Source organism: Mangrovimonas sp. YM274 (assembly GCF_030908385.1).
GTDB lineage: Bacteria > Bacteroidota > Bacteroidia > Flavobacteriales > Flavobacteriaceae > Mangrovimonas_A.
The window spans coordinates 1,747,781-1,771,969 of record NZ_CP133091.1; the positions used below are offsets into that span (position 1 = coordinate 1,747,781).

The window sequence follows — 24,189 nt, forward strand, 5'->3', positions numbered from 1 at the left end:
AACAACTAAAATTTAACAATTATGATGAAAAAACTACACAGAAAAGTGATTTTGCCTGCATGTTTTGCGGCTTCTATGTTTACTGCCAATGCTCAAAATGCTTTGGAGTTTGATGGCTCTAATGACTATATTACTACTACGGCTCCTTCCATTGAAGGCAATGCGTCGAGAACCGTTGAAGCATGGATTAATGCCTCTTACGATTCTGGGCAACGATTTATAGTAGGAATGGGAACTATGGATGCAGGGACCCGATTCTCATTTAAAATTAATCCTGGATCTTCCTATATCCGCGTTGAAATAGGCGGTGGCGGATTAACCGGAAGCGATTACATAACAAATTCTCAATGGCACCATGTAGCCGTGGTATATGACAATTCCTTGACCTCCAATAAGTACAAATTATATGTGGATGGTGTGTTGGATACCCAGGGCAATATTGGTAGTAATGATTTAGCCATAGGAAGCAATAACATGGCTATAGGAGCGAGAAATGATTTGGATCCAGCAACATATTTTGATGGAAAAATAGCTGAGGTACGTGTTTGGAATGTTGCGAGAACCGCCACAGAAATTGCCAATAATAAAGATGTAACCCTTTGTGGAAATGAAGATGGTTTGGTGGCTTATTACCAATTCAACGAAGGAACTGCAGGAACTGATAACTCAGATATTACTACAGTGTCCGATCTTAAAAATGGCTACAATGGAACATTGCACAACTTTTCTTTAAGTGGCGGGTCTTCTAATTATGTGGCAGGACCTACGCTTACAAGCTCAGTAGATGATACGGTGACATTGGATGCTTCTACACTTATGGCTACTGAGACGGGAGCTACTTACCAATGGTTTAACTGCGCCGATGGAAATGTAGCGGTAGATGGCGCTACGGGTCAGTCCTTTACCCCAGAAGTATCGGGAACCTATGCGGTTGAGATAACAGATAGTGAAGGATGTATGGTAACCTCAACTTGTATGGCGGTAGAGGTTGAGTCATTAGGAGTGGAAGATACTTTGTTTGCTAACAGTTTAAAAGTGTACCCTAATCCAGCGTCAGGAAATGTAAATGTAACGTTGAATAGTGTATATGAAACTGTAGACGCGCAATTGGTGTCTATCACTGGAAAAGTGGTAGCTCAATATCAATTTAGCAATACCAATGAATTTTCATTAGATCTAAACAAGTTCAATTCGGGGCTTTATTTCTTAAACCTTAAGGCAGATCATTTAGATGCTGCGACGGTTAAAGTGGTAAAGATGTAATTCAATAAAGCGTTTATATTGTAAGCCAGCCCAATAGGGCTGGCTTTTTTTGTTTGGTATATGGGTGTCAGTAATTTGTGGTTTTAAGGCGGTTAAATTAAGGTTAAACGAATTGTTTTGTCCGGCATTTCTGAATGGCTAAGATATTTTTGTGTCAACTTAAATTTAACATTTATGATTAAAAATCTACACAAGAGAATGATTTTGCCTGCATGTTTTGCAGCGACTCTGTTAACAGCTAATGCGCAAACAGGACTGAATTTTGATGGTACAGATGATTATATCCAAACGTCATATGCAGGTATAATTGGTACGGCTGATAGAACCTTTGAGGCATGGATTTATGTGCCTTCAACTGCGCCGGAATCTAACTTGGCAATTCTGGATTATGGTAATCAAACTCAAAGAAATACATTTGTGGTTGGTGGCGAGAGAAATTTGAGATTTATAGGAGGTGGGCTACCGGGTACCAATATTGCCTCTGCTGCAGAAACAATTCCTTTGGACACTTGGACGCATGTAGCTGTTGTAAAGGATGGGGGGACAGGTTATCTCTATATTAATGGTGTGGAGTCAGGCTCTGGTTCTTTAACAGGTGTAAATACACCAACATCTGGAGGGCAAATGGTCACTATTGGGCAACGAGTTTTAGGGGGGAGCATTCCATTTAACGGCACTATCGATGATGTTAGAATTTGGAGTGTAGCCAGAAGTGAGGCTGATATTGCTGCCAATATGAATGCTGAGTTTTGCGAATTGCCTACAGGATTGGAAGCCTATTATAAATTAAACGAGGGTATGGCAGGAGCTGATAATACTGATGTGGAAGTTAATGACGTTGTTAATGAAGTAAATCCTTCGGCTTTTAATACATTGCATAATTTTGCTTTAACGGGAGAAGCTTCTAATTATGTGGCTGGAAATATAGATAGCGGATTAGATCTTACCGTGGCTACAGAAAACAATGTTTTAAGTGCTAACCAAGCTGGTGCTACATACCAATGGGTAAATGTGGACAATGATAATACTGCTATTGATGGGGCTACTAGTCAAACGTTTTCACCCTCTGAAGATGGTAATTATGCAGTACAAATGACATTGGGCAGTTGTGTTGCCTTATCAGAAACAGTTAATTATGTTGGGGGAACTTTAGGGTTGGATGACAACTTGTTTGCTAATAACCTAAAAGTGTATCCAAACCCAACGTCTGGAAATGTAAATGTGACTTTGAATGGCGTGTATGAGACAGTAGATGCACAATTGGTATCTATCACCGGAAAAGTAGTGGCGCAATATCAATTTAGCAACACCAATGAATTTGCAGTAAACCTAGAAAATATCAATTCGGGACTTTATTTCTTAAATCTTAAGGCAGACAATTTAGATGCTGCTACAGTTAAAGTAGTAAAGATGTAATTGTGTAATGTGTTTATGTGAAAAGCCAACCTGAAAAGGTTGGCTTTTTTTGTTGTGCTTTAGTTATCAGTTTGTTGTGATTCGTGTAGGTTAAATTAAGGTTAAAAAGGGTTGTTTTTATACTATTTTTTAGGCTTCAAAATATTTTTAGCGCAACTAAAACTTAACATTATGATAAAAAAACTACAGACAAAAATGCTGTTGCCTGCGTGTTTCGCAGCAACTATGTTAACTGCTAATGCACAAACCGGACTTCATTTTGATGGGGTGGATGACTATGTGCAGGGAACAACAATTCCTGTTTCCGGAAACGGTGCCAGAACTATTGAAGCTTGGATTAGAACTACGAAAGATTCTAATGGAAATCAAAGTGTGATCTGTGATTGGGGGCATTCCAGCACATGGACTACAGGTAATCGATTTACATTTAATATTTTATGGAGTAACACCTTGCGTTTAGAGGTTGCTGGAGGAGGAATCAATGGGAATACAGCTGTTAATGATGGCTTATGGCATCATGTAGCGGTAACTTTTAATAATTCGGCGACCTATAAGGTTAAATTATATGTAGATGGAGTTTTGGATGCTGAAGGGAATATGGGAAATAACCCTACAGTTAATACCGCGACTAATACAAAACTTCGATTAGGTATGAGAGTTGATGGCGTTAATTTATTTGAGGGAGATATGGATGAAGTACGTGTATGGGACTATGCCTTGACGGAAGCTGAACTTCAAAGCAGAATGAACGTGGAGCTTTGTGGTGATGAAGCTGGACTTGTAGCGTATTTTCCTTTAACTGAAGGGACTCCGGGAGTAGATAATACAGGAATTACGACTACTAGTGATATGAGTCCTACAAATGATACAGGAACCTTAAATAATTTTGCGCTTACAGGAGATACTTCTAACTGGGTAGAAGGCCATGGATTGGTATCTTTGTCTGAAACCACTTTAACGGCAGCTCAAACAGGAGCTACTTACCAATGGGTGGATTGTGATAATGATAATGCTGTATTGGATGGAGCTACTGCTCAAACCTTTACACCGGAGGCTTCTGGTAACTACGCTGTGGAAATAACAGTGGATGGTTGTGTGACTACCTCGGGCTGTATGGCGGTAGAAGTTGAATCTTTAGGCGTAGAAGATACCTTGTTTGCTAATAACCTAAAAGTGTATCCAAACCCAACGTCTGGAAATGTAAAAGTGATTTTGAATGGCGTGTATGAAACAGTAGACGCACAATTGGTGTCAATTACAGGAAAAGTGGTAGCGCAATATCAATTTAGTAATACCAATGAATTTGCAATCGATCTTAACAATATCAATTCAGGACTTTATTTCTTAAACCTTAAGGCGGATCAGTTAGATGCTGCCACGGTTAAAGTAGTGAAGATGTAATGGTGTAATGTGTTTATGTGAAAAAGCCAGCCTGAAAAGGCTGGCTTTTTTGTTTTAGTGTCGCGTTGTGCTATTTAGTATTTTATATTTTTTTGGGGTTAAATATAATTATACATCCTATTTTTTGAGGTGTTTATAGGTTTCAATTTAGGGTATAAAACGCTATGCTTTTATTGCAGCACCTTAGTCATATGAATAATCAAAAAGGGTTCTGAATATTAGCGTTAGCTCCTCCGATTTATACTATTCTTATTTTAAACTAGATAAACAATGGGAGGGACTTCTGTACCTAGTGAAACAAACCTATAGATTTTTAGTTCATAGTGGTTTAGTTCTCGCTTATTTCGGGTAAGGTAAAATTACCATTAAGAACAGATTCTCCTGGTCGGTATATCCTAAATAAAATATTCCAACCATCTGGAGCATCAAGTCTGTTTGGTACATTTCCACAGGCCTTTACCGTTCCATAATAGGCAGTAAATGTTTTGTCATTGTTCAGTTTTACGTTGGAACCATTCAATAAACAGTTTTCGGATTTAATATAGCCATCATCACCATATACGGTGATTGACCAAAAACCATCATTTTCCGGAATTTTGTAGGTTGCAGAATAGCATTTATCTTTATTGCTTTCCTTTGGTTTGTAGTTTAAGTATGTAGCTGCTTCTTCAGGTAACAATCCCCAGGCCGCCGCCGCTGCAATATGTCTGGTCTTTTCATTTACTTTGCCTCGTTTCCCCATCATGCCTTTCCAACTTCTATAGTTAGCACTTTCTTTATTGTAAACGGCTCTTAAAGAATCTAAAGACTGTTTATCCCATTTAAATTCAGGAAATTCTTCATTTGTTTCAGATTTGACAACAAACTTATTTTGTAGATTATTAACCATTCTTATCTCATCGGAATCTTTTGCATCGAAAACTTGAATCCGAACAATTACATATAAAAACCTAGTATTACCTTTTACACTATATTCCCCCGGTTGGTAAATAATTTCCTGAACATAGTGGTCGTTATCAAGAATATAGATGGAAGCATAGCGAGTATCAGGAATTTCGGGGAAGCTTATTTTAAGTCCCTCTTTAGCATCAAAAACACCACCAGAATATAAAACATCACGATTCATTCTAATAACAGTTTGGTTGTTTAATGGTGTTGGAGTTTTAAAATGAAAAAATTGGTTTGTTCCACCTGCATTTTTAATCATTTGGGAAAACATGTTATCGGTCTCGGCTCTAATAAATGTTTCTGGAGTTACTTTTATAGGAGATTCTTTGTTAGTTTTTTGGCTATTTTCAGTATGAGCAAATGAGGCCAGTGTAAGTGCGAATATTGTAATAAAGGAAATAATACTGTTTTTCATAATCTAGTGCTTTCGTTGTTTTCAATGTACTAATATACAGTGTTTTACAGTGTGTTGCAACAATGGTTTAAATTCCCTGTTTTATGTTTGCTAAAATTTTAGTAACACCAATGAATTTGCAATCGATCTTAACAATATCAATTCAGGACTTTATTTCTTAAACCTTAAGGTAGATCAGTTAAATGCTGCCACGGTTAAAGTAGTGAAGATGTAATGGTGTAATGTGTTTATGTGAAAAAGCCAGCCTGAAAAGGCTGGCTTTTTTGTTATGATTTAATACTCAATTTGTTGTGATTTTTATAGGTTAAATTAAGGTTAAACATCGGTTTTTTACAGGTGTTTCTTGATGTCTGAAATAATTTTAAAGACAACTAAAATTTAACAATTATGATAAAAAATCTACACAGAAAAGTGTTTTTACCTGCGTTTATTGCAGGATCTGTATTGGCTGCCAAGGCCCAGACGGGCTTGAATTTTGATGGCACCGATGATTACGTGCAAACATCTTATGCCGGTATACTTGGCGCGGCTGATAGAACTTTTGAAGCATGGATCTATGTGCCCTCAACCTCGCCGGAGTCTAATTTGGCAATTTTTGACTATGGTAATGGTACTGTAGGGGCCAGAAATACCTTTGTGGTAGGTGGCGATAAAAGCCTAAAATATCTTGGAGGCGGTTCAAATACTAATATTACTACAGCGGCAGAGGCTATTCCTTTGGATGTATGGACTCATGTAGCTGTTGTAAAGGATGGGGGAACAGGTTATCTCTATATTAATGGTGTGGAGTCAGGCTCTGGTTCTTTGACGGGTATAAATACACCAACATCTGGAGGGCAAATGGCTACTATTGGACAACGTGTTTTGGGGGGGAGTATCCCGTTTCATGGCTCTATCGATGAGGTCAGAATTTGGAGTGTGGCAAGAAGCGAAGCTGAAATTGCAGAAAATATGAATGCAGAGTTTTGCGAATTGCCTACAGGATTGGAAGCCTATTATAAATTGAATGAAGGTGTTGCTGGAGCTGATAATACTGAGGTAGAAGTTGTTAATGAAGTGAATCCTTCGGCTTTTAATAATCTCCATAATTTTGATTTAATGGGAGAAGCTTCTAATTATGTGGCAGGAAATATAGATAGTGGCTTAGATCTTACGGTTTTGGCAGAAGAGACAATGTTAACGGCTAACCAAGCTGGTGCTACATACCAATGGGTAGATGTAGATAATGATAATACAGCGGTTGATGGAGCTACAGAGCAAACCTTCTCACCTTCGGTAGCGGGGAACTATGCGGTAGAAATTACGCTTGGCTCTTGTGTTGAAATGTCTGAAACTGTTAGTTTCGTTGAACCAGGTCCTTCAATAAACGTGAAAACAGGATTGAATTTTGATGGAGTTGATGATTACGTGCAGAGTCCAAGTATTCCTGTTTCTGGTAACAACCCCTGTACTGTAGAGGCTTGGGTACGTACTACTAAAAATTCCTTGCCTTCCGGAGACGGAGGCGATGGACAAAGTGTGATTTGCGATTGGGGAAATCCATCTCCTGCTCAACGCTTTACTTTAAATCTATTTTGGAGTAACAGTGTGCGTTTGGAAGTTGGGCAAGGTGGTGTATCTGGAACTACGCCTGTGAACGATGGAGAATGGCATCATGTGGCTGCTGTATATGATCCAACAGGTTCGCCTCATAGAGTTGCTGTTTATGTTGATGGTGAATTGGATGCAACAGGGAATTTTAATAATACCTCGATAAATATACCGCAATATGGAACGGGAATTAGATTGGGAAAAAGAATACTAGATGATAATTTATTTGAAGGTGATATAGATGAGGTTCGTGTTTGGGATTACGCATTAACTGAAGCTGAGCTTCAAAGTAGAATGAATATAGAGCTTTGTGGCGATGAAGATGGGCTTGCAGCGTATTTTCCACTTGGGGAAGGCGTGGCAGGAACTGACAATGCAGGCATGACAACTGTATACGATATGAGTCCTTCAGGAAATGATGGCGTGTTAAACAATTTTACCTTATCTGGCGATACTTCCAATTGGGGAGAAGGTCATGGATTGGTGTCATTAATGGATGCTACACTAACAGCAACCCAAACAGGTGCTGCTTACCAATGGGTAGATTGTGATAATGACAATGCGGTTGTAGATGGAGCGACTGCTCAAACCTTTGCACCAGAGACATCTGGTAACTATGCTGTAGAGATTACGGTGGATGGTTGTGTGACTACGTCGGCTTGTATGGCGGTAGATGTTAATTCATTGGGAGTGGAGGAAACCTTGATGGACAACATGAAGGTGTATCCAAACCCTACTTCGGGAGATTTGAACGTAAACTTAAATGGAGTTTATGAAAATGTCCAAGTGCAATTGGTGTCTATCACAGGAAAAGTGGTTGGACAATACCAGTTTGATAATACTAATGGATTTGCAATCGATCTTAACAATATCAATTCAGGACTTTATTTCTTAAATCTTAAGGCAGATAATTTAGATGCTGCTACAATTAAGGTGGTAAAGATGTAATTGTGTAATGTGTTTATGTGAAAAGCCAACCTTTTTAGTTTGGCTTTTTTTGTTTTTTAAGTAATTAATTATGTGGGTTAATTTAAGGTTAAACAGTACGGTTTTTCTGAATAGTTTATGTGTAGTTGATACATTTATTGTCAACTAAAATTTAACAATTATGATAAGAAATTTACACAAAAAAATGATTTTGCCTGCGTTTTTTGCGGCATCTATGTTAACGGTCAATGCGCAAAATGCTTTGGAATTTGATGGTGAAGATGATTATATAACTACAACGGCACCTTCTATTGCGGGAGATTTGTCTAGAACTGTTGAGGCATGGATTAATGTAGGCTACGAATGGAATGCCCCTCAAATGTTTATTGTTGGTATGGGGACCATGGATGGGGGAGGAACCCGTTTCTCATTTAAAATAAATCCAAATTCTACTAAAATAAGGATTGAAGTTGGCGGTGGTGGTGTTACAGGCAATGCTAATATAAAAGATTCTCAATGGCACCATGTAGCGGTAGTATATGATAATTCTCTGACTTCCAATAAATATAAACTATATGTGGATGGGGAGTTGGATGCTCAGGGTGATATAGGCCAAAATTTAAATATAGGAAGTAATAATATAGTAATCGGAGCTAGAAATGATGAAAATCAACCATTTGATGGAACGATAGCTGAGGTACGTGTTTGGGATGTGGTAAGGACAGCTGCAGAAATTGCTGACAATAAAGATGTGACCCTTTGTGGGAATGAAGATGGTTTAGTGGCTTATTACCAATTTAACGAAGGAACTGCTGGAGCCGATAATGCAGATATTACTATGGTAACCGATCTTAAAAACGGCTATAATGGGACCTTGCATAATTTTGCTTTAAATAATTCAATTTCCAATTTTGTTGCGGGACCAACGCTAACAAGTGCTGTTGATAATACAGTGACATTGGATGCCTCTACACTTATGGCTTCTGAGACGGGAGCTACCTACCAATGGTTTAACTGTACAGATGGTAATGTTGCTGTAGATGGCGCCACAGAACAATCATTTACTCCAGAAGTATCGGGAACTTATGCAGTTGAGATAACAGATAGTGAAGGATGTATGGTAACATCAACTTGTATGGCGGTAGAGGTTGAGTCATTAGGGGTGGAAGATACTTTGTTTGCCAACAGTTTAAAAGTGTACCCTAATCCAACGTCAGGAAATGTAAAGGTTACCTTGAATGGAGTATATGAAACCGTAGATGCGCAATTGGTATCTATCACAGGAAAAGTGGTAGCGCAATATCAATTTAGCAATACTAATGAATTTGCAATCGATCTTAACAATATCAATTCGGGGCTTTATTTCTTAAACCTTAAGGCAGATCATTTAGATGCTGCTACTGTTAAAGTGGTAAAGATGTAATTGTGTAATGTGTTTATGTGAAAAGCCAACCTGGAAGGGTTGGCTTTTTTTGTTTTTAGAAATCAAGACGTTAGTTTTTTTGTGGTTAAATGGGGGTTAATGCGATGTAATCATTCAATGAGTTTCTAACATTTTTAATTTTTTTGAAAAAAACAACTCAAATTATGATTAAAAAAATACACAAAAAGTGGTTATTGTCTGCGGGATTTGCAGCAACAATGCTAACGGTAAATGCACAAACAGCGTTGAATTTTGATGGTTATGGTGATTATATCATCACAGATTTATATGGGCCTCAGGGGAACTCTGCCAGAACGGTTGAAGCTTGGGTGGATCACTCTGGTAGTGGTCAGGATATTATTGTAGAATGGGGTGGTGGCGATGTAACTCCGGAGGGAGGACCTCGCTTCACTTTTAAATTTCAGGACAGAAAGTTACAGATAGAAACAGGGGGAGGGGCAACCAATAGGCTTACAGGTACCACTTACAACCCTTTGGGATGGCATCATGTTGCGGTAACTTACGATCCTTCTTTAGAGAGCAATCAATATAAACTTTATCTGGATGGCGAAATAGAAGCTCAAGGGAATTTTACAGGTACAGGAACTAACACGTCCAATGTGGCTCCTATTCAAATTGGCGCTAGAGCTGGAAACCCAGAGAATACAGGATATAACGGAACTATTGATGATGTGCGAATTTGGAATGTAGCGAGAACCCAAGGTGATATTCAGGAGAACATGAATAGTGAACTTTGTGAATACCCAGAAGAATTAATAGCTTACTATAAATTAAACGAAGGCGTACCTGGTGCGGATAACTCTGCTGTTACAACGGTTATAAATGAAGTGTCGCCTTCAGATGTAAATGAACTGCATAACTTTGGAATGAATGTAGCTTGGACCTCAAATTTTGTAGAAGGATATGTAACTAATGACATCGATATTACAATTACTCAAGGGGAAACCTCATTTACAGCCAACCAAGCAGATGCTTCTTACCAATGGGTGGATATAGATAATGGACATGCGCCAATTGAAGGGGCAACTGGTCAGACATTTTCGCCTTCAGAAGAGGGTAATTATGCGGTTGAAATTACCGTTGGGGGATGTGTGGAAATGTCTGTGACGGTTTATTATGAAAATGATTCCTTAGGGATAGATGATGAGGTTTTTGCACAAGGTCTGCAATTGTATCCTAACCCAACCTCAGGGGACTTAAATGTTTCTTTAAATGGTGTTTACCAAACCGTAGAGGCACAATTGGTGTCTATTACAGGGAAAGTAGTTGGACAATACCAATTCAGCAATACCAATGGGTTTTCATTGGGTCTTAACAATGTTAATTCAGGAGTGTATTTCTTGAATTTAAAAGCTGGGCAGTTGGAAGCTGTAACCTTAAAAGTTGTTAAAATGTAATTGAGAGAATTTACATTTTACAAAGAAGCCAATGCGTAATGCATTGGCTTTATTTTTTGTAGTTGGAATCCCTATATAATTTATGAAGTGGTAAGATCTACGATAAAACAGTCGGGATATTTTTTCTCAAAATGATCTCTAAAATTTTCAGCTTTACTACGGGTGTTGAATTTTCCAAGAATCAGGGAATAGATTTTTACACCATTAATGGTTTTTACCTGCACAGTAACTTCTTTTTGGTAGCTAATCTTTAAATTATCTGCCAAGCGAATAAGATTGGCCAATTCTTGAAAACTTCCTATCTGAACACCTATCCAATCTGGTTTTACTCTGTCTATGGCAAGTTCATAAAATTCCGATTCTACAGGTGGTGTTGTAATAGTATTTGAAGAATTATTGGCAGTTTCCGAAACGGAAGCAATAGGCTCTTCAATATTAGGTGCTGATAAATCATCGGTTTCCAATACTTCTATAACTACGTCGGCGACGCCTGCAGCTACAAAATCCAATTTATGAGCAATGGATTTAGAGAGGTCTATAATGCGTCCGCTTACAAAAGGACCTCTGTCATTCACCTTTACATAGGCTACTTTATTATTAGCAAGGTTAGTGACCTTTAGCATAGTGCCAAAAGGTAGGTTTCTGTGCGCGGCTGTGGCATTTTTGTGATAATAAGGCTCGCCACTGGCGGTAAGCCGTCCTTCAAACTTGTCGCCGTAAAACGAGGCTTTACCTGTTTGAACTTGAGCGGAAAGCAATGTGGTAAACAATGAGAGAATAAGTAGGGTAAAAATTTTCATAGGGTTTTGGGGCGTTGATTAGTTAAACAGACCGGCAATATACATAAAGTTGATAAGAAAATTCAAACAGGAAAGGGCCGATAAAAGTCAAGTTTTAAAATACGTATTGTACCGCATGAAAACACTAATAGTCATGAATACCATAATATTGAGAAGTATCAACATTTTCAAGGTTAATTATGGGTTAATCCGGCTACATATGGCGAAAGACTTAATGGGAAAGTATTTTTTTTGCTAAAAATTAATAGAAGTTATGATGAAACAATTACACAAAAAATTAGTGTTGTCTGCTTTGGCTGCAGGCTCATTTTTAATATCCAATGCCCAAACTGGAATTAATTTTGATGGTGTCGATGACCATATTCAAACAACGGTACTTCCTGTAACAGCTACCAATCCAAGAACTGTTGAGGTTTGGATTAGAACTACTAAAAATTCGATCCCTACCAATCAAGGAGGAGATGGACAAAGTGTGATTTGCGATTGGGGAAAGGATAATACAGGTAATCGGTTTACATTTAATATTTTAGGGAATAATGCGTTGAGGATCGAAGTAGGTGGCGGAGGTGTAAATGCAACTACCGCGGTAAATGATGGTTTATGGCACCATGTGGCTGTGGTTTTTGAGTCTTTTGCTTCAACGAATCATTCAGTGAAATTTTATGTGGACGGAAATTTGGATGCAGAAGGGATTTTAGATAAGTATGCCTACATTCTTTCTACAGGTACCAACCTTAAAATAGGTGAGAAGATTACTGGAGATAAGAATTTTGAAGGCGATATGGATGAGTTCCGAATCTGGAATAGAGTATTGACCCAAGAAGAACTTCAAAGCAGAATGTACAGAGAACTTTGTGGAGATGAAGAAGGCTTGGTGGTATACTACCCTTTTAGTGTGGGGACGCCTAATGGAGATAATACCGTAATCAATGAAGCGATCAATGAAGCAGATATGGAAGATATTGGTACTTTAAACGATTTCGCTTTAACAGGAACATCTTCAAACTGGGTAACTGGCCGTCCTTTGGTGGCGCTTGAAGAGAATACTTTGTCTGCAATGCAGGAAGGTGTTAGTTATCAGTGGGTGAATTGCAACAATGCTAGTGAGGCTGTTAGTGGTGCTACTGAGCAAAGCTTCACACCAGAGGTGTCTGGAACTTATGCGGTTGAAATGACTGTTGAAACGGCAGAGGGAACCTGTGTTACTACTTCAGAATGTATGGAAGTTGAGGTAACCTCTTTAAGTGTTGAAGATAATGTATTGGAAGGTTTAAGAATTTTTCCAAACCCAACGTCTAACAACATAAATGTAGATTTGAACGAAGTATACGAAACAGTAGAGGCGCAATTGGTTGCCATTACAGGAAAAGTAGTGGGAGAATACCAATTTAACAACACCAACGGGTTTGATATTGCTTTAGACCAATTAAATTCGGGAGTGTATTTCTTAAACTTAAAGGTGGACCAATCGGAAACCGTTACAATAAAAGTTGTTAAGATGTAATCGAAGGATTACGCCTTTAGTGATGAAGCCAATGCATTTGCATTGGCTTCTTTTGTTTTAGTTGTAAGTAGTTGATTGTAAGTCGATAGAGGGTTTACTAGGTTAAATATAGGTTAAATACTGTGTATTTTTTGCTTTTTAAAAGTGTTGTTTAATAAATTTTTAACAACAAAACACATTATTTATGATAACAAAACTACCTTTTAGATTACTAAAAACTTTTTTGATTTTTATGACTCCCATTGCGATAGTAGCGCAAACGGGACTCAATTTTGATGGCGTTGATGATTATGTGCAATCAGAGGCGACTCCAGTTACAGGAAGTGCAGAACGCACTATTGAAGCTTGGATTAAAACGACTAAAAATTCTTTGCCCATCAACCAAGGAGGAGATGGCCAAAGTGTTATTAGTGATTGGGGCTATGCTTCAACTGGAGCAAGATTTACATTTAATGTATTGTGGAGTAACGCAATCCGTCTGGAGGTTCAAGGAAACGGGGTGAGTGGAAGCATTCCGGTAAACGATGGAGAATGGCACCATGTTGCCGTGGTGTATAACCCCTCGGCACCCTATGAAATAAGCCTCTATGTAGATGGGGAATTAGACACTCAAAACAATTTATCTGTGGGTGTTAACACGTCAACAATTACTAAACTGCGCTTGGGTAAACGTGTTGATGATAATGGGCTGTTTCAAGGAGAAATGGACGAATATCGTATTTGGGATATAGCGCTTAGTCAAGCAGAAATTCAGGAGCGTATGAACACCGAATTATGTGGTGATGAGACCGGCTTATTGGTCTACTATCCTTTTAACGAAGGAATACCGCAAACCGATAATTCAGCGGTTGATACCGTAACCGATTTAGGGAGTCTGGGAGAGAGCGGTACCTTGAATAATTTCGCCTTGAATGGTTTATCTTCCAACTGGACAATGGGTGCTGATATTACTGGTGGTATAGATAACGAAATTACTTTAGCTGCAGGTGTCCTTACCGCAACAGAAACAGGAGCAACATACCAGTGGTTTAATTGTGGTGATGGCAATAGTGCTGTAGAAGGTGCCACAGCACAAACATTTACTCCTGAAACTTCGGGAACCTATGCTGTTGAAATTACAAGTGAAGGATGTGTAACCACCTCTACTTGTATGTATGTGGATGCCTCATTGGGTATTGAAGACACCTTGTTAAATGCAACAAAACTCTATCCAAACCCAACCAAAGATATGTTAACATTAGAGTTGGCCAATACTTATGAAACGATAGAAATGGAATTGGTATCGGTTACGGGAAAAATTATTGCTAAATACCAGTACTATAATGACAACAAGTTTCTGGTAGATCTTCAGGGAGTTGCTACTGGTTTGTATTTTCTTAGGATTGAAGTAGATGGGCATGATTCAGTTGCATTTAAGGTAATCAAAGAATAAATTGGTTTTAATTAGTTGAAGTCTCCCGTTGCTGCATTTGTGACGGGAGATTTTTAGTTTGGTCATAAATAACTTAAAATCTATCCATGGTTATCCTGATTGTTTTGGTGGTTGCCATACTGCAGTATGTCCTACTGCGGAAATTTAGCCATATTCGATATATTCAAAACTTGGTTACCGCATTGGTGTTGTGTCTTTACATTCATGTTTTTCCTACATTTCTTACCGATGTGTTAACGGACGGGAAGGAAATTAAATGTGGACTCCCAACAATGGGAATTTATTTAGGGTTTTGGATGTTTGGAGGCGCAACAGCAATAACCATTTATTTGGTGCAAATTGTAAAAGTTCAGTCAGGTAATTAGTTGTTATTGTTGAAGGGAGTCTAATTCTATGTTATAATCATATTGTAAGTCTTCGTGCAAAACCGATATTTTTTTCCTGAGGCCATTTATTTGTCGGTCAAATAAGTTTTTAAGAGTGATATTGTTGTTTATGGATGGAGAGAATTCTTTTAGTTTTTTACAAAAATAGAGGAGCAATTCCACTTCAGTTTCTTTCTTTAAGGAATACCGAATGTATTTTTGAACACCTCTTAAAATTTTCCGTACACTTTTTTTGATGTAGAAATAACTACTGGTATTAATTTCTTCAAATTGGCTGTCCATAGTCATTTTTACGGCGTCGATATAGCCTTGTTCGTCATGAGACTCAAAAAGAAGGTAGGTAAGCAGTTCTTTATTTTCCTTTTTAAAGCGTGAAAGACGCAGGCAGAGGGTGATTAATTCTTCTTGACTTAGGTGCTGTAATTCTTTTTTTATGTTGGAAACAGATTCTGTATGCATATAGTATCAAATCAAACATTGTAGTGTTTTCTAATCAATCGTCTCACGTAAATTAATCTAACAATGCCAATGGTAAGTATAATGGGGGTAATGGCAATAAGAATAACGCCAAAGGGTTTCATACTGTTGAACAACTCTATTTTTAAAATAGTGATGCCCGTTCCCAAAAAGACGATTGCCGTTCTAAAATAGGCCAAAAAGGTGCGCTCGTTGGCTAGTTTGGTGCGCTCAATGGCCAACCAGTCTCTCGTAATTAATTTAGGTTTATCTTCCGTAGTGCTCATTTTTTTAATCGATTGTCCAATGAGTAGCCGCCTGGTCCCATCAAAAATATAGCCAGATATCCAGCAAGATACAAAAGGGCTTTTTCTTTAGTGCCAATAGGATCTTGAAGGTGAACTACAAAGGCTGCAACGGCCATGGTAATGATTATGGGAATGGAGCTTATTTTGGTCTTTAGCCCTAAAATTACAGCAATGGGGGCCAATACCTCGGCTATTAATGTGAGTATTAGCGAAGTGGTGGCGCCAAGGCCTATAGGGTCAGCAAATTCAATTGGTGATGCAAACAACCGTGGTATTTTTGGGATGCCATGGGTTAGCATTAACCCTGAAAATACGACTCTTAAAATTAGTAAGGCGAAATCTGATTGTTGTTTTTTCATAAAATTAGGATGAAACTCCTTTAAATAAGTTAATACTAACACTGGCAAGTTCATTATTGGGAAACTTAGAAGCGTATTGCGTTACGGGAACCAAACCGGCCTCTTTTGCCAGGGCTATAAAGATATCAATTTCCAAAATATATTGGTCGCTAAAACCATGGGTAGCATCATAAGCTGTAGCAGGTGTTTTGCCTAGGTTGTTCGCTATGAGTTCTGGAGCTATAGTATGAAGCTCTATGATTAGAAGTCCAAAGCGTTCTACATAAGGTTTCCAGCGTTGAAAATGTTCTAGAAGAGAATCTTCTACCAAACTGTTTTTGAGGCGTTCTCCTTTATAGGCAAAAGCGCCAGAAGAGGTGCTGGATGTTTTTTGGGGATGTTTTGGTGTGGTCCAGATTCTATTGTGGTCCAAAAATGTTCTTACATTTAAGAGATCTTTTAAATCAATGTTGTAATTATCCTTCAAATCTTTTGCTAAAAGGTCGGGTCTGCCCACGTCTCCCCATATTAGTTTGGCCCATATGTCGGCGGCAATTAAATTGGCTCTGGTAACTTTTAGTGCTGCTTGATTGAGGTCGGCTCCTACCAATAATAAGGGGTGCTCTTCCAACATAGTGCCTCTTAGGGTTTGGTGTTCTATAACATCAAAAATGTGTTGTAGGAAAGCCCCATTACCACATCCCATGTCCAAAATGCCTTTGGGCTGTTCGGTGATAGGTTTGTTAAACAGGTCTATAATAACCTGGTCTATAACTTTGAAATAGGTAGAATGGGCACCACCGCTTCCCCAGACATTCATTTCCCTGTGGACATGTTTTTCGGGCTCGTTTGGACTTTCTGTTTTTAAAATTAAAGGATCTCCAAATATAAGTTCTTCGAGATTGGTAAAGGTGGGAAGGTAGGAAACGGTCACTCCATAAGCGCTGGCTCGCTTGGCAAAAAATAAGCCTTTATCGGTAAATTGATAGGTGTTTTTCTTTTTGGTAAACCATCCTAGGAACGCAAAGAAATCAAGAATTTTTTTAAAGCTTTCAGGGTTTTTGTGGTACTCCTCTGCGGTAAAGGAGGCTTCCATAAAATATTTGTGAAAGAGGCCATTTACGCCTAAAAGGACTATTATGGGGGCTACTATAACCCCTTCAATATGTTTTAGTATTTGAAATTCAAGGGAGTTTTCCTCAGTAGTGGGTAGTCCATATTGCTTTTCGAAATTTTTAAAAACCCGTTCCAGCACTAAAAAGGCATCGGCACCAATACGCTCTTCAGGAAATTTTACTGAATAGGATAGGAGTTGGACGGCCTCTTGATACAAAGGAATCAGCTGAAATGCATTATGGCTTTGCTCGTTGGTGGAAAATTCAATGGTGTTGTGTTCAGGCTTTGGTACTTGGTATAACCAGCCTTGGGCACAGAGAATTCTTAAGGCAACATTGAGGTAGCCTTCGTTGGCTTTGAAGTGTTGGGACAGGTCCTGTAAAGTTGCTTTTTGGTGTGTTAACAGGTATTCAAGGACACCTTTTTTATGTAAGGTAAAAGCGGTGGTAGCTGTAGCAATGCCATCCAAATGTCTAAAAATAGTGCTTCTTAACTGTTGTTTTTCCTTTTGGGTTAGCATACCGACGAAAATGAGTTTCTTATAAATATAAAAAAACCTTCTAGGAAGTCCTAAAAGGTTTTGTATATAAAAGATTCTTAGTGTTTATCGGATACTAGGAAAACTAGTAGGATCTGTTTCATGAATCATGGTGTAGACCGCTTCAAAAATATCTTCTGCCGAAGGCTTTGAAAAATAATCACCATCGGTACCGTAAGCAGGTCTGTGTTGCTTGGCCGTTAAGGTTTGAGGTTGACTATCTAAATACTGATAAGCATTTTGTGTATTCAAAATTTCATTCAATATATAAGCTGAAGCCCCTCCAGGAACGTCCTCGTCAATCACCATTAAACGATTCGTTTTTTGTACACTTTTTACAATGTCGTGATTCAAATCGAACGGTAGTAGGGATTGTACGTCGATCACTTCTGCATCAATACCAACTTCCAATAAATCTTTAGCAGTTTGAGCTACAATGTTTAAAGTGGATCCGTAAGATACCAAAGTGATGTCTTTACCTTCCTTAACGGTTTCTACCACACCTATTGGTGTTTTGAACTCTCCTAGGTTTTCAGGCAGTTTTTCTTTAAGTCTGTAACCGTTTAGGCATTCTACAATCAAGGCTGGCTCATCGCTTTCCAATAATGTATTGTAGAAACCTGCTGCCTTGGTCATGTTGCGAGGTACTAACACATGCATACCGCGAACTAAGTTGATGATGCCTCCCATTTGAGAACCGGAGTGCCAAATACCTTCAAGTCGGTGACCACGAGTTCTAACAATTAGAGGCGCTTTTTGCTTCCCAACCGTACGGTAGTGTAGAGTGGCCAAATCATCACTCATAATTTGTAACGCGTACATTAGGTAATCCAAGTATTGGATTTCAGCAATAGGTCTTAAACCTCTCATGGCCATTCCAATTCCTTGCCCTAAAATAGTAGCTTCTCTAATTCCGGCATCTGAAATACGAAGCTCTCCATATTTTTCCTGTAAACCTTCCAAACCTTGGTTAACATCTCCAATGTTTCCAGAATCTTCACCAAAAATCAAGGCATTTGGATATTTGCTGAAAATAGCATCGAAGTTGTCACGGATTACTACACGGCCATCCACTTCGGCAGCAGTATCATCGTAACTAGGCGCTACTTCCTTAACGTTTAAAGCTGATTTTTCAGTTTCCGAATAAAGGTGTGAGCTATATTTAGGTTGTACGTCTTCAAAGAAGTTGTTAATCCAATTTTGAAGGGCTCGCTTTTCAGAAGTATTTTCTGAAAGTACATAGCGTAATGCCTTTCTTGCAATGGAGATCACATCTTTTCTTATAGGTTCTTTAACAGCTGACAGGTCATTGGCCAATTTGGCGATAAAAGCCTTGTTGTGGCTTGAATTTGCTAATTGGTTTAGCAATTGTATTGCTTCCTGTTGCTCTTCTTTTATTGGTTTTAAGTACGCGTCCCAAGCTGCATTTTTAGTAGCTCTTACGTCTTTTTTTATGGTCTTTTCAATTTCGCGCAATTCTTCCTCAGTAGCCACGTTGTTGGCTAGCATCCAGTCGCGCATTTTTGCAATACAGTCATGTTCGCTTTCCCACTCCAAACGTTCTTTACTTTTGTAACGTTCGTGTGATCCAGAAGTAGAATGACCTTGTGGCTGCGTTAATTCCAATACGTGCACTAGTACAGGCACATGTTCTTCTCTGGCAATTCGGGCTGCTTCTTGATAGGTTTCAATTAAAGCCACATAGTCCCAACCGTTCACTTTAAGAATTTCGTAACCATTACCGTTTTCGTCTCTTTGGAAACCTTTCAAAATTTCGGAAATACTTTCCTTGGTTGTTTGGTATTTGGCGTGTACAGAAATCCCATATTCATCATCCCAAACGCTTATTACCATAGGTACTTGCAGTACACCAGCAGCATTGATGGTTTCAAAAAACAGGCCTTCACTGGTACTGGCATTACCAATGGTACCCCAGGCAACTTCATTTCCTTTTACCGAAAAATTGGTGGTATCTATACCTTCAACATTTCTGTAGATTTTGGAAGCTTGTGCCAATCCTAACAAACGTGGCATTTGCCCAGCGGTAGGAGAGATATCGGCGCTTGAGTTTTTTTGTTTGGTTAAGTCTTTCCAATTTCCTTGGTCATCCAAACTATGGGTTCCAAAATGGCCTCCCATTTGGCGACCGGCAGACATTGGGTCGGCTTCAAGGCTAGGGTGGGCATACAAACCGGCAAAAAATTGTTGAACGTTTAATTGGCCAATAGCCATCATAAACGTTTGGTCCCTGTAGTAGCCAGATCTAAAGTCTCCATTTTTGAAGGCTTTGGCCCAAGCTAGCTGAGGAACTTCTTTTCCGTCTCCAAAAATTCCAAACTTTGCTTTTCCGGTAAGTACCTCTCGTCTTCCTAGCAAACTACACTCTCTACTGGTAACAGCAGTTTTATAATCGTTGATAACTTCTTGTTTAAAATCATCAAAGGTTATGTCTTGTATAGTGTTTGTTTCAGTTTGCATAGTGTCGATTTTTTAGTTGTTGCAAATTTAGGTAATCTTTCCAATCTTTACAACCATAGAATGTGTTATATTTTTGGTAATTTGATAAAGAAAAAGTTGTTTTTGTGTAAAATAATTAAAATAATGCAAAAAATAGCATTTTGATTAAGAATTCATCAAAACCATCGTCTACGGAACAGGCCTAAGAGCGCTTGTGGATCTACCGTGAACTTAAAGCGTATTTTTTGGTCGTACCGAGGTTGTCCTACTTCCCACCCCAAATTGGAATATATGGGGAAATATATTTCGAAATAATCGGTTACCAAATCCAGTTTAATCCCCGAATCGTAAACAAATTCAGCATTTTGATATTTGTTTTTTACAAGCCCAATATCACCATAGCCTTCAATATAGCGCCAAAGGGTCGTGCTAAAATTCATGGTTGTCATCCATTGGTTGGAGAAGGCCGGCGTTAATTTGGACTTGAAGCCTCCTTCGGCAATGATTATTTGCTGGCTAAAAATCCCAGATTCTTCTGAACGCCCCAAATAGTCATAATCAAAAAGGTAATCGGTGGGTCGGTCCAATGCAAAGTTGAAATAATTGGAGCCTGGTTCGTTGTTGTTGTAAAGGAAGGTTCCGGCAAAGAACCTTACATTAAATTGCCGGTTGTTTTCGTAGAGTTTTCTAAACTCATAGTTTACGGATATTTTTCCAAATTTATCGGCTAATTGAAAGTCCGTATACCATTTGGAATAATTCACCAACCCTGGGTTAGCGTAGATATAGCGTATGTTGAACACACCATAATCTGGTTCCTCAGTCAATACGAGGGTTGGATCTTCCTGTGTTCTTGAAATGTCTATATAGCGAAGATTGATGTATTGGTATTGATTGGATCTAAAATTTTTATCGTCCCTAAAACTAAAGGTTAGGGAAGGGGTGAAAATGGTTACAAAGGCATCCTGGGCAAATGAGGAATAACTGGAATATAGGCCGTAAGTGATATTGTACAGGTCCTGGTTTTCCAGATTGTGGGTATAGAAAATGGATGCAGACCCCGTTAAAGTATTGGAATGGGTGGCATATTTTGGTGAAAACTTATAGTTAAGGCGTTTGCGCAATAGTGTTTTGTTGTAGAGTTTGGTGCCTAGGGTTAAACCATCGTAAATGTTACGGTATTCAATAATGGGCATTACAAACACCTGATTGTAATTGGGGTCTTCAATATCCTTGAACAAGCGAACTTGTAATGGCTTGTTATTGAAGAACCAACCTTTAGGGGATTTCCAATTGTCTCTAAGATTGATTTCTGGAATAACTTTATCGTAATTAAGAACAAGTTTATCAATATTGTCTTCTGGAATTTTAAAGGTTCTATTGCCGTGTATGTTCTCAATCCAGGTCTTGGAAAGAATGCTGTCATCAGACAAGGTAAAAAGCGAAACGGGCATCATATTATGACGCTTATTCTTAATGGTAAGTGTTATGGAGTCATTATCACGTTTTACTTTTTTGATCTTGAAATCTAATTTTTTCCGAGTAATGATGTAGTCGTCAAAAAACCAATCAATATCCTTTGATGTATTGTTTCTTAATAGGCTTTCAAAATCTTTGGAAGTAGAAAGTTTTAACTGATACTCTTCAAAATACTGTGAAATAGTTTGTTCCAAGACTTCTGGTTGCATGAAATCGCCTAGATATTTAAGTCCCACACCAGCTTTATACTTACTTGCAATATTGGCGTTAAACTTTAAAAGCGAATCTTTGGGCATTGTCAAAGGTTGATCCCGATTGGTGCGAGCCATTTGCATAAAGAACAAATTGTACTGCTCATTGTATTTGAGGTCTGAAGCATGGAAGGCACGTATCCCCCAAATATCAGCCAACATGCCCAAAAATTTCATATCAGGGTAGTGTTCTTCTATATACTTCATAAGGAAATACACTTGAATCCCATCCTTTAACCAATAGTCATCTCTAGGGTTGACCAGTAAAGTGTTTTCAAGGTAATTATTAAGGGCGGTTTTTAGCAATTTTAATTCATATTGAAAACCATCTGGGAAAGGCCTGATAAAATTAGGAAGCTGGTTAAGGCCATATAGAGGGTTTTTTTTGTATTCAATTTCTGTGAGTAGAAGACGTTCATGGGGGTAGGGTACCATGTTGTTGTTCATAAAGCTGACAATTTTGTCAACAATCAAGGCTCTTTCATGCGGTTTTAAGCCTCCATCTTCTATGTTGGTTACTACGGTAACATTTTCGGTTTTTACGTATTTGTAATTGGGGAATTTGGTTAATACAAAACTAGTGTTGACCCTGTCTTTACCGTTCAAAACAACTGTTTGTGTGCTGTCTGTTTGTTGCAGGGAAATGGTGTTTAGTTCGGAAATTAAGGCGTAATTTCTTGGGTGGACCACTTCTAAGGTTATTTCGGCTGGAGGCGTGTAAAAATCATCTAAATTTTTATTGCTATAGTAATGCCATTCTCCATCGTACACCGCAGGGGCCAAATACCAATACTTGAGGTTAAAATCCATAGCATCAGAGATGCCATAGCCCGTAAAGGTGTTGTTGGGCGCCAACAGGTTGTAGTTTAATACAATATGATAGCTTTCGCCAGGAGGCAGAGGTGTGTTAAGGTCTATTTTTACGACATCAAGGTGATCTTTTATCCTGTCATAGGTTAATGCTACACCACTGGAGTCTTTAACCGAGGTTACAGTAGTATAACCGCGCTCTTCGTTCTTTGCAAAATGAAACTTATTGTTGAATTCTTCCGTAAAGCGTGTGGCCAATGGAGTTGTTTTGGTAGAATAACTATTGTTCCAATCGTTTAAATAGATGGTTTTTAAAGAATCGTTTGAGGTGTTTTGCCAAGTAATGTATTGCTTAACCTTAATCGTTTTGTTGGGAACATCGAAAACGGCTTGCATCTCAATTTTGTTTTGAGAAAAAGCAACGGTGCTTAACAGAAGCACAAGAATGAGGTTTAAATGTAGTTTCAATGTATTATTACAAACATTACAGGGTTACTAAAGTCTTAAATCCTATTCTTGGATTTGTTTCTTTTGTAACGTCATTTTTTTAATTATAGTTTTGAAACAATAGCAAAAAGCCCTGTGTCCTTTCGTATAAAACATAATATTACAAAGTTTTAAGGGAAAAGAAAATCTTTGAGTAAATAGATTTTTAAAGCAAGATATCGGCTTGATGTATCTTGCTTTGGTACAAGTGTTTAGTGCTGTTAGAAATTTGGACTGAGGTTAAATTCTTTATAGAATTCATCCAAAATTTGGACTACTTCATCAGAAGTATCAACAATATGGATAAGATCCAAATCTTCAGGGCTTATGTTGCCAGCTTCCAAAAGTGTAGATTTAACCCAATCAATCAATCCATTCCAAAATTCACTAACCACTAGAATAATAGGGAACCGTTCAATTTTATGGGTTTGGATTAGGGTGATGGATTCAAAAAGTTCGTCCAAGGTACCAAAGCCCCCGGGCATTACCACAAAGCCTTGGGAGTATTTTACAAACATGACCTTTCTAACAAAGAAATAGTCAAAATCTAAGCTTTTATCAGAGTCTATATATGGGTTGTCATGTTGTTCAAACGGTAACTCTATATTTAAACCTACCGAAGTACCTCCAGCAATATGGGCTCCTTTGTTTCCTGCTTCCATTATACCTGGGCCTCCACCTGTAATGATACCGTAACCTTGGTTAACAATTTTTTCGGCAATTTCTTCTGCCAGTTGATAGTATTTATGATTAGGTTTGGTTCTGGCCGAGCCAAAAATAGATACGCATGGTCCAATGAGGCTTAATTTTTCATAACCATTTACAAACTCGCCCATGATTTTGAAAATGGCCCATGAATCGTTAGTCTTTATTTCATTCCATCGTCTGTGATGTTGTTCTCTAGTCATATTTGTGTTTTAAAATTAGGCCGGTTTATCCAAAAAAGATGGGTATGGCGGCCTTTGTAACGGATTTCAAGATACAAATTTTAATTTGCTAAGTGAGTTAAAAATCCTTCACTTTAATG

General features: G+C 38.3%; 18 protein-coding genes and 1 pseudogene. 10 read left to right on the top strand and 9 right to left on the bottom strand.

Annotation, left to right across the window (positions count from 1 at the left end):
* The first annotated feature begins 21 nt into the window (after positions 1-21).
* From RBH95_RS07685 to RBH95_RS07695, 3 genes are all read left to right on the top strand, one after another.
* The gene (locus RBH95_RS07685) at positions 22-1,263 is read left to right on the top strand and encodes a LamG-like jellyroll fold domain-containing protein (protein ID WP_307902103.1); all 1,242 of its coding nucleotides are present in this window, start codon (positions 22-24) and stop codon (positions 1,261-1,263) included.
* 174 nt (positions 1,264-1,437) lie between these two features.
* The gene (locus tag RBH95_RS07690) at positions 1,438-2,679 is read left to right on the top strand and encodes a LamG-like jellyroll fold domain-containing protein (protein ID WP_307902104.1); all 1,242 of its coding nucleotides are present in this window, start codon (positions 1,438-1,440) and stop codon (positions 2,677-2,679) included.
* A 171-nt stretch (positions 2,680-2,850) separates the two neighbouring features.
* Entirely contained in the window at positions 2,851-4,080 is a 1,230-nt protein-coding gene (locus RBH95_RS07695) for a LamG-like jellyroll fold domain-containing protein (protein WP_307902105.1), read from the top strand.
* Between the two features lie 328 nt (positions 4,081-4,408).
* Here RBH95_RS07695 and RBH95_RS07700 read toward each other — a convergent pair whose 3' ends face one another.
* The gene (locus RBH95_RS07700; protein ID WP_307902106.1) at positions 4,409-5,443 is read right to left on the bottom strand and encodes a DUF1254 domain-containing protein; all 1,035 of its coding nucleotides are present in this window, start codon (positions 5,441-5,443) and stop codon (positions 4,409-4,411) included.
* Between the two features lie 109 nt (positions 5,444-5,552).
* On the opposite strand from RBH95_RS07700, the pseudogene RBH95_RS16690 reads away from it, so the two are divergent.
* The 4 genes and pseudogenes from RBH95_RS16690 to RBH95_RS07715 form a co-directional block, all read left to right on the top strand.
* Positions 5,553-5,657 (top strand): annotated as a pseudogene (locus RBH95_RS16690) (hypothetical protein); the annotation flags it as partial.
* A gap of 173 nt (positions 5,658-5,830) precedes the next feature.
* Complete coding sequence (locus tag RBH95_RS07705; RefSeq protein ID WP_307902107.1) at positions 5,831-7,981, top strand: LamG-like jellyroll fold domain-containing protein; 2,151 nt, start codon at positions 5,831-5,833, stop codon at positions 7,979-7,981.
* A gap of 160 nt (positions 7,982-8,141) precedes the next feature.
* Entirely contained in the window at positions 8,142-9,383 is a 1,242-nt protein-coding gene (locus tag RBH95_RS07710; RefSeq protein ID WP_307902109.1) for a LamG-like jellyroll fold domain-containing protein, read from the top strand.
* Between the two features lie 164 nt (positions 9,384-9,547).
* Positions 9,548-10,801 carry a LamG-like jellyroll fold domain-containing protein gene (locus RBH95_RS07715; protein WP_307902110.1) on the top strand — a complete coding sequence of 418 codons (1,254 nt, stop codon included), beginning with the start codon at positions 9,548-9,550 and terminating at the stop codon, positions 10,799-10,801.
* An 80-nt stretch (positions 10,802-10,881) separates the two neighbouring features.
* Here RBH95_RS07715 and RBH95_RS07720 read toward each other — a convergent pair whose 3' ends face one another.
* Positions 10,882-11,601: a septal ring lytic transglycosylase RlpA family protein gene (locus RBH95_RS07720; protein WP_307902111.1), complete on the bottom strand. Its 720-nt coding sequence runs from the start codon at positions 11,599-11,601 to the stop codon at positions 10,882-10,884.
* Positions 11,602-11,854: 253 nt separating this feature from the next.
* Here RBH95_RS07720 and RBH95_RS07725 point away from each other — a divergent pair, with 253 nt between their 5' ends.
* The 3 genes from RBH95_RS07725 (at position 11,855) to RBH95_RS07735 (ending at position 14,902) form a co-directional block, all read left to right on the top strand.
* Positions 11,855-13,105, top strand: coding sequence for a LamG-like jellyroll fold domain-containing protein (locus RBH95_RS07725; RefSeq protein WP_307902112.1), 1,251 nt, complete (start codon positions 11,855-11,857; stop codon positions 13,103-13,105).
* A 184-nt stretch (positions 13,106-13,289) separates the two neighbouring features.
* Positions 13,290-14,537 (top strand): LamG-like jellyroll fold domain-containing protein, encoded by a 1,248-nt coding sequence (locus RBH95_RS07730; protein WP_307902113.1) that lies wholly within the window; start codon positions 13,290-13,292, stop codon positions 14,535-14,537.
* An 86-nt stretch (positions 14,538-14,623) separates the two neighbouring features.
* On the top strand, positions 14,624-14,902 hold the full coding sequence (locus RBH95_RS07735; RefSeq protein WP_307902114.1) for a hypothetical protein: 279 nt from the start codon (positions 14,624-14,626) through the stop codon (positions 14,900-14,902).
* A 3-nt stretch (positions 14,903-14,905) separates the two neighbouring features.
* Here RBH95_RS07735 and RBH95_RS07740 read toward each other — a convergent pair whose 3' ends face one another.
* From RBH95_RS07740 to RBH95_RS07770, 7 genes are all read right to left on the bottom strand, one after another.
* Complete coding sequence (locus RBH95_RS07740; protein WP_307902115.1) at positions 14,906-15,382, bottom strand: hypothetical protein; 477 nt, start codon at positions 15,380-15,382, stop codon at positions 14,906-14,908.
* Between the two features lie 11 nt (positions 15,383-15,393).
* The gene (locus RBH95_RS07745; RefSeq protein WP_307902116.1) at positions 15,394-15,666 is read right to left on the bottom strand and encodes a DUF202 domain-containing protein; all 273 of its coding nucleotides are present in this window, start codon (positions 15,664-15,666) and stop codon (positions 15,394-15,396) included.
* Entirely contained in the window at positions 15,663-16,046 is a 384-nt protein-coding gene (locus RBH95_RS07750) for a DoxX family protein (protein WP_307902117.1), read from the bottom strand. The genes RBH95_RS07745 and RBH95_RS07750 overlap by 4 nt, the downstream gene beginning before the upstream one ends.
* Before the next feature lie 4 nt (positions 16,047-16,050).
* Positions 16,051-17,661 carry a class I SAM-dependent methyltransferase gene (locus RBH95_RS07755; RefSeq protein WP_307902118.1) on the bottom strand — a complete coding sequence of 537 codons (1,611 nt, stop codon included), beginning with the start codon at positions 17,659-17,661 and terminating at the stop codon, positions 16,051-16,053.
* Positions 17,662-17,745: 84 nt separating this feature from the next.
* Entirely contained in the window at positions 17,746-20,157 is a 2,412-nt protein-coding gene (locus tag RBH95_RS07760; RefSeq protein WP_307902119.1) for a thiamine pyrophosphate-dependent enzyme, read from the bottom strand.
* Between the two features lie 155 nt (positions 20,158-20,312).
* Positions 20,313-23,117, bottom strand: coding sequence for a metalloprotease (locus RBH95_RS07765; protein ID WP_307902120.1), 2,805 nt, complete (start codon positions 23,115-23,117; stop codon positions 20,313-20,315).
* A 266-nt stretch (positions 23,118-23,383) separates the two neighbouring features.
* Positions 23,384-24,070 carry a TIGR00730 family Rossman fold protein gene (locus RBH95_RS07770; RefSeq protein ID WP_307902122.1) on the bottom strand — a complete coding sequence of 229 codons (687 nt, stop codon included), beginning with the start codon at positions 24,068-24,070 and terminating at the stop codon, positions 23,384-23,386.
* Positions 24,071-24,189 lie beyond the last annotated feature (119 nt).

Excerpts from the sequence above, each read along its gene's own strand:
- RBH95_RS07685 (WP_307902103.1), top strand. The coding sequence starts at position 22 with ATGATGAAAAAACTACACAGAAAAGTGATTTTGCCTGCATGTTTTGCG.
- RBH95_RS07690 (WP_307902104.1), top strand. The coding sequence starts at position 1,438 with ATGATTAAAAATCTACACAAGAGAATGATTTTGCCTGCATGTTTTGCA.
- RBH95_RS07695 (WP_307902105.1), top strand. The coding sequence starts at position 2,851 with ATGATAAAAAAACTACAGACAAAAATGCTGTTGCCTGCGTGTTTCGCA.
- RBH95_RS07700 (WP_307902106.1), bottom strand. The coding sequence starts at position 5,443 with ATGAAAAACAGTATTATTTCCTTTATTACAATATTCGCACTTACACTG.
- RBH95_RS07705 (WP_307902107.1), top strand. The coding sequence starts at position 5,831 with ATGATAAAAAATCTACACAGAAAAGTGTTTTTACCTGCGTTTATTGCA.
- RBH95_RS07710 (WP_307902109.1), top strand. The coding sequence starts at position 8,142 with ATGATAAGAAATTTACACAAAAAAATGATTTTGCCTGCGTTTTTTGCG.
- RBH95_RS07715 (WP_307902110.1), top strand. The coding sequence starts at position 9,548 with ATGATTAAAAAAATACACAAAAAGTGGTTATTGTCTGCGGGATTTGCA.
- RBH95_RS07720 (WP_307902111.1), bottom strand. The coding sequence starts at position 11,601 with ATGAAAATTTTTACCCTACTTATTCTCTCATTGTTTACCACATTGCTT.
- RBH95_RS07725 (WP_307902112.1), top strand. The coding sequence starts at position 11,855 with ATGATGAAACAATTACACAAAAAATTAGTGTTGTCTGCTTTGGCTGCA.
- RBH95_RS07730 (WP_307902113.1), top strand. The coding sequence starts at position 13,290 with ATGATAACAAAACTACCTTTTAGATTACTAAAAACTTTTTTGATTTTT.
- RBH95_RS07735 (WP_307902114.1), top strand. The coding sequence starts at position 14,624 with ATGGTTATCCTGATTGTTTTGGTGGTTGCCATACTGCAGTATGTCCTA.
- RBH95_RS07740 (WP_307902115.1), bottom strand. The coding sequence starts at position 15,382 with ATGCATACAGAATCTGTTTCCAACATAAAAAAAGAATTACAGCACCTA.
- RBH95_RS07745 (WP_307902116.1), bottom strand. The coding sequence starts at position 15,666 with ATGAGCACTACGGAAGATAAACCTAAATTAATTACGAGAGACTGGTTG.
- RBH95_RS07750 (WP_307902117.1), bottom strand. The coding sequence starts at position 16,046 with ATGAAAAAACAACAATCAGATTTCGCCTTACTAATTTTAAGAGTCGTA.
- RBH95_RS07755 (WP_307902118.1), bottom strand. The coding sequence starts at position 17,661 with ATGCTAACCCAAAAGGAAAAACAACAGTTAAGAAGCACTATTTTTAGA.
- RBH95_RS07760 (WP_307902119.1), bottom strand. The coding sequence starts at position 20,157 with ATGCAAACTGAAACAAACACTATACAAGACATAACCTTTGATGATTTT.
- RBH95_RS07770 (WP_307902122.1), bottom strand. The coding sequence starts at position 24,070 with ATGACTAGAGAACAACATCACAGACGATGGAATGAAATAAAGACTAAC.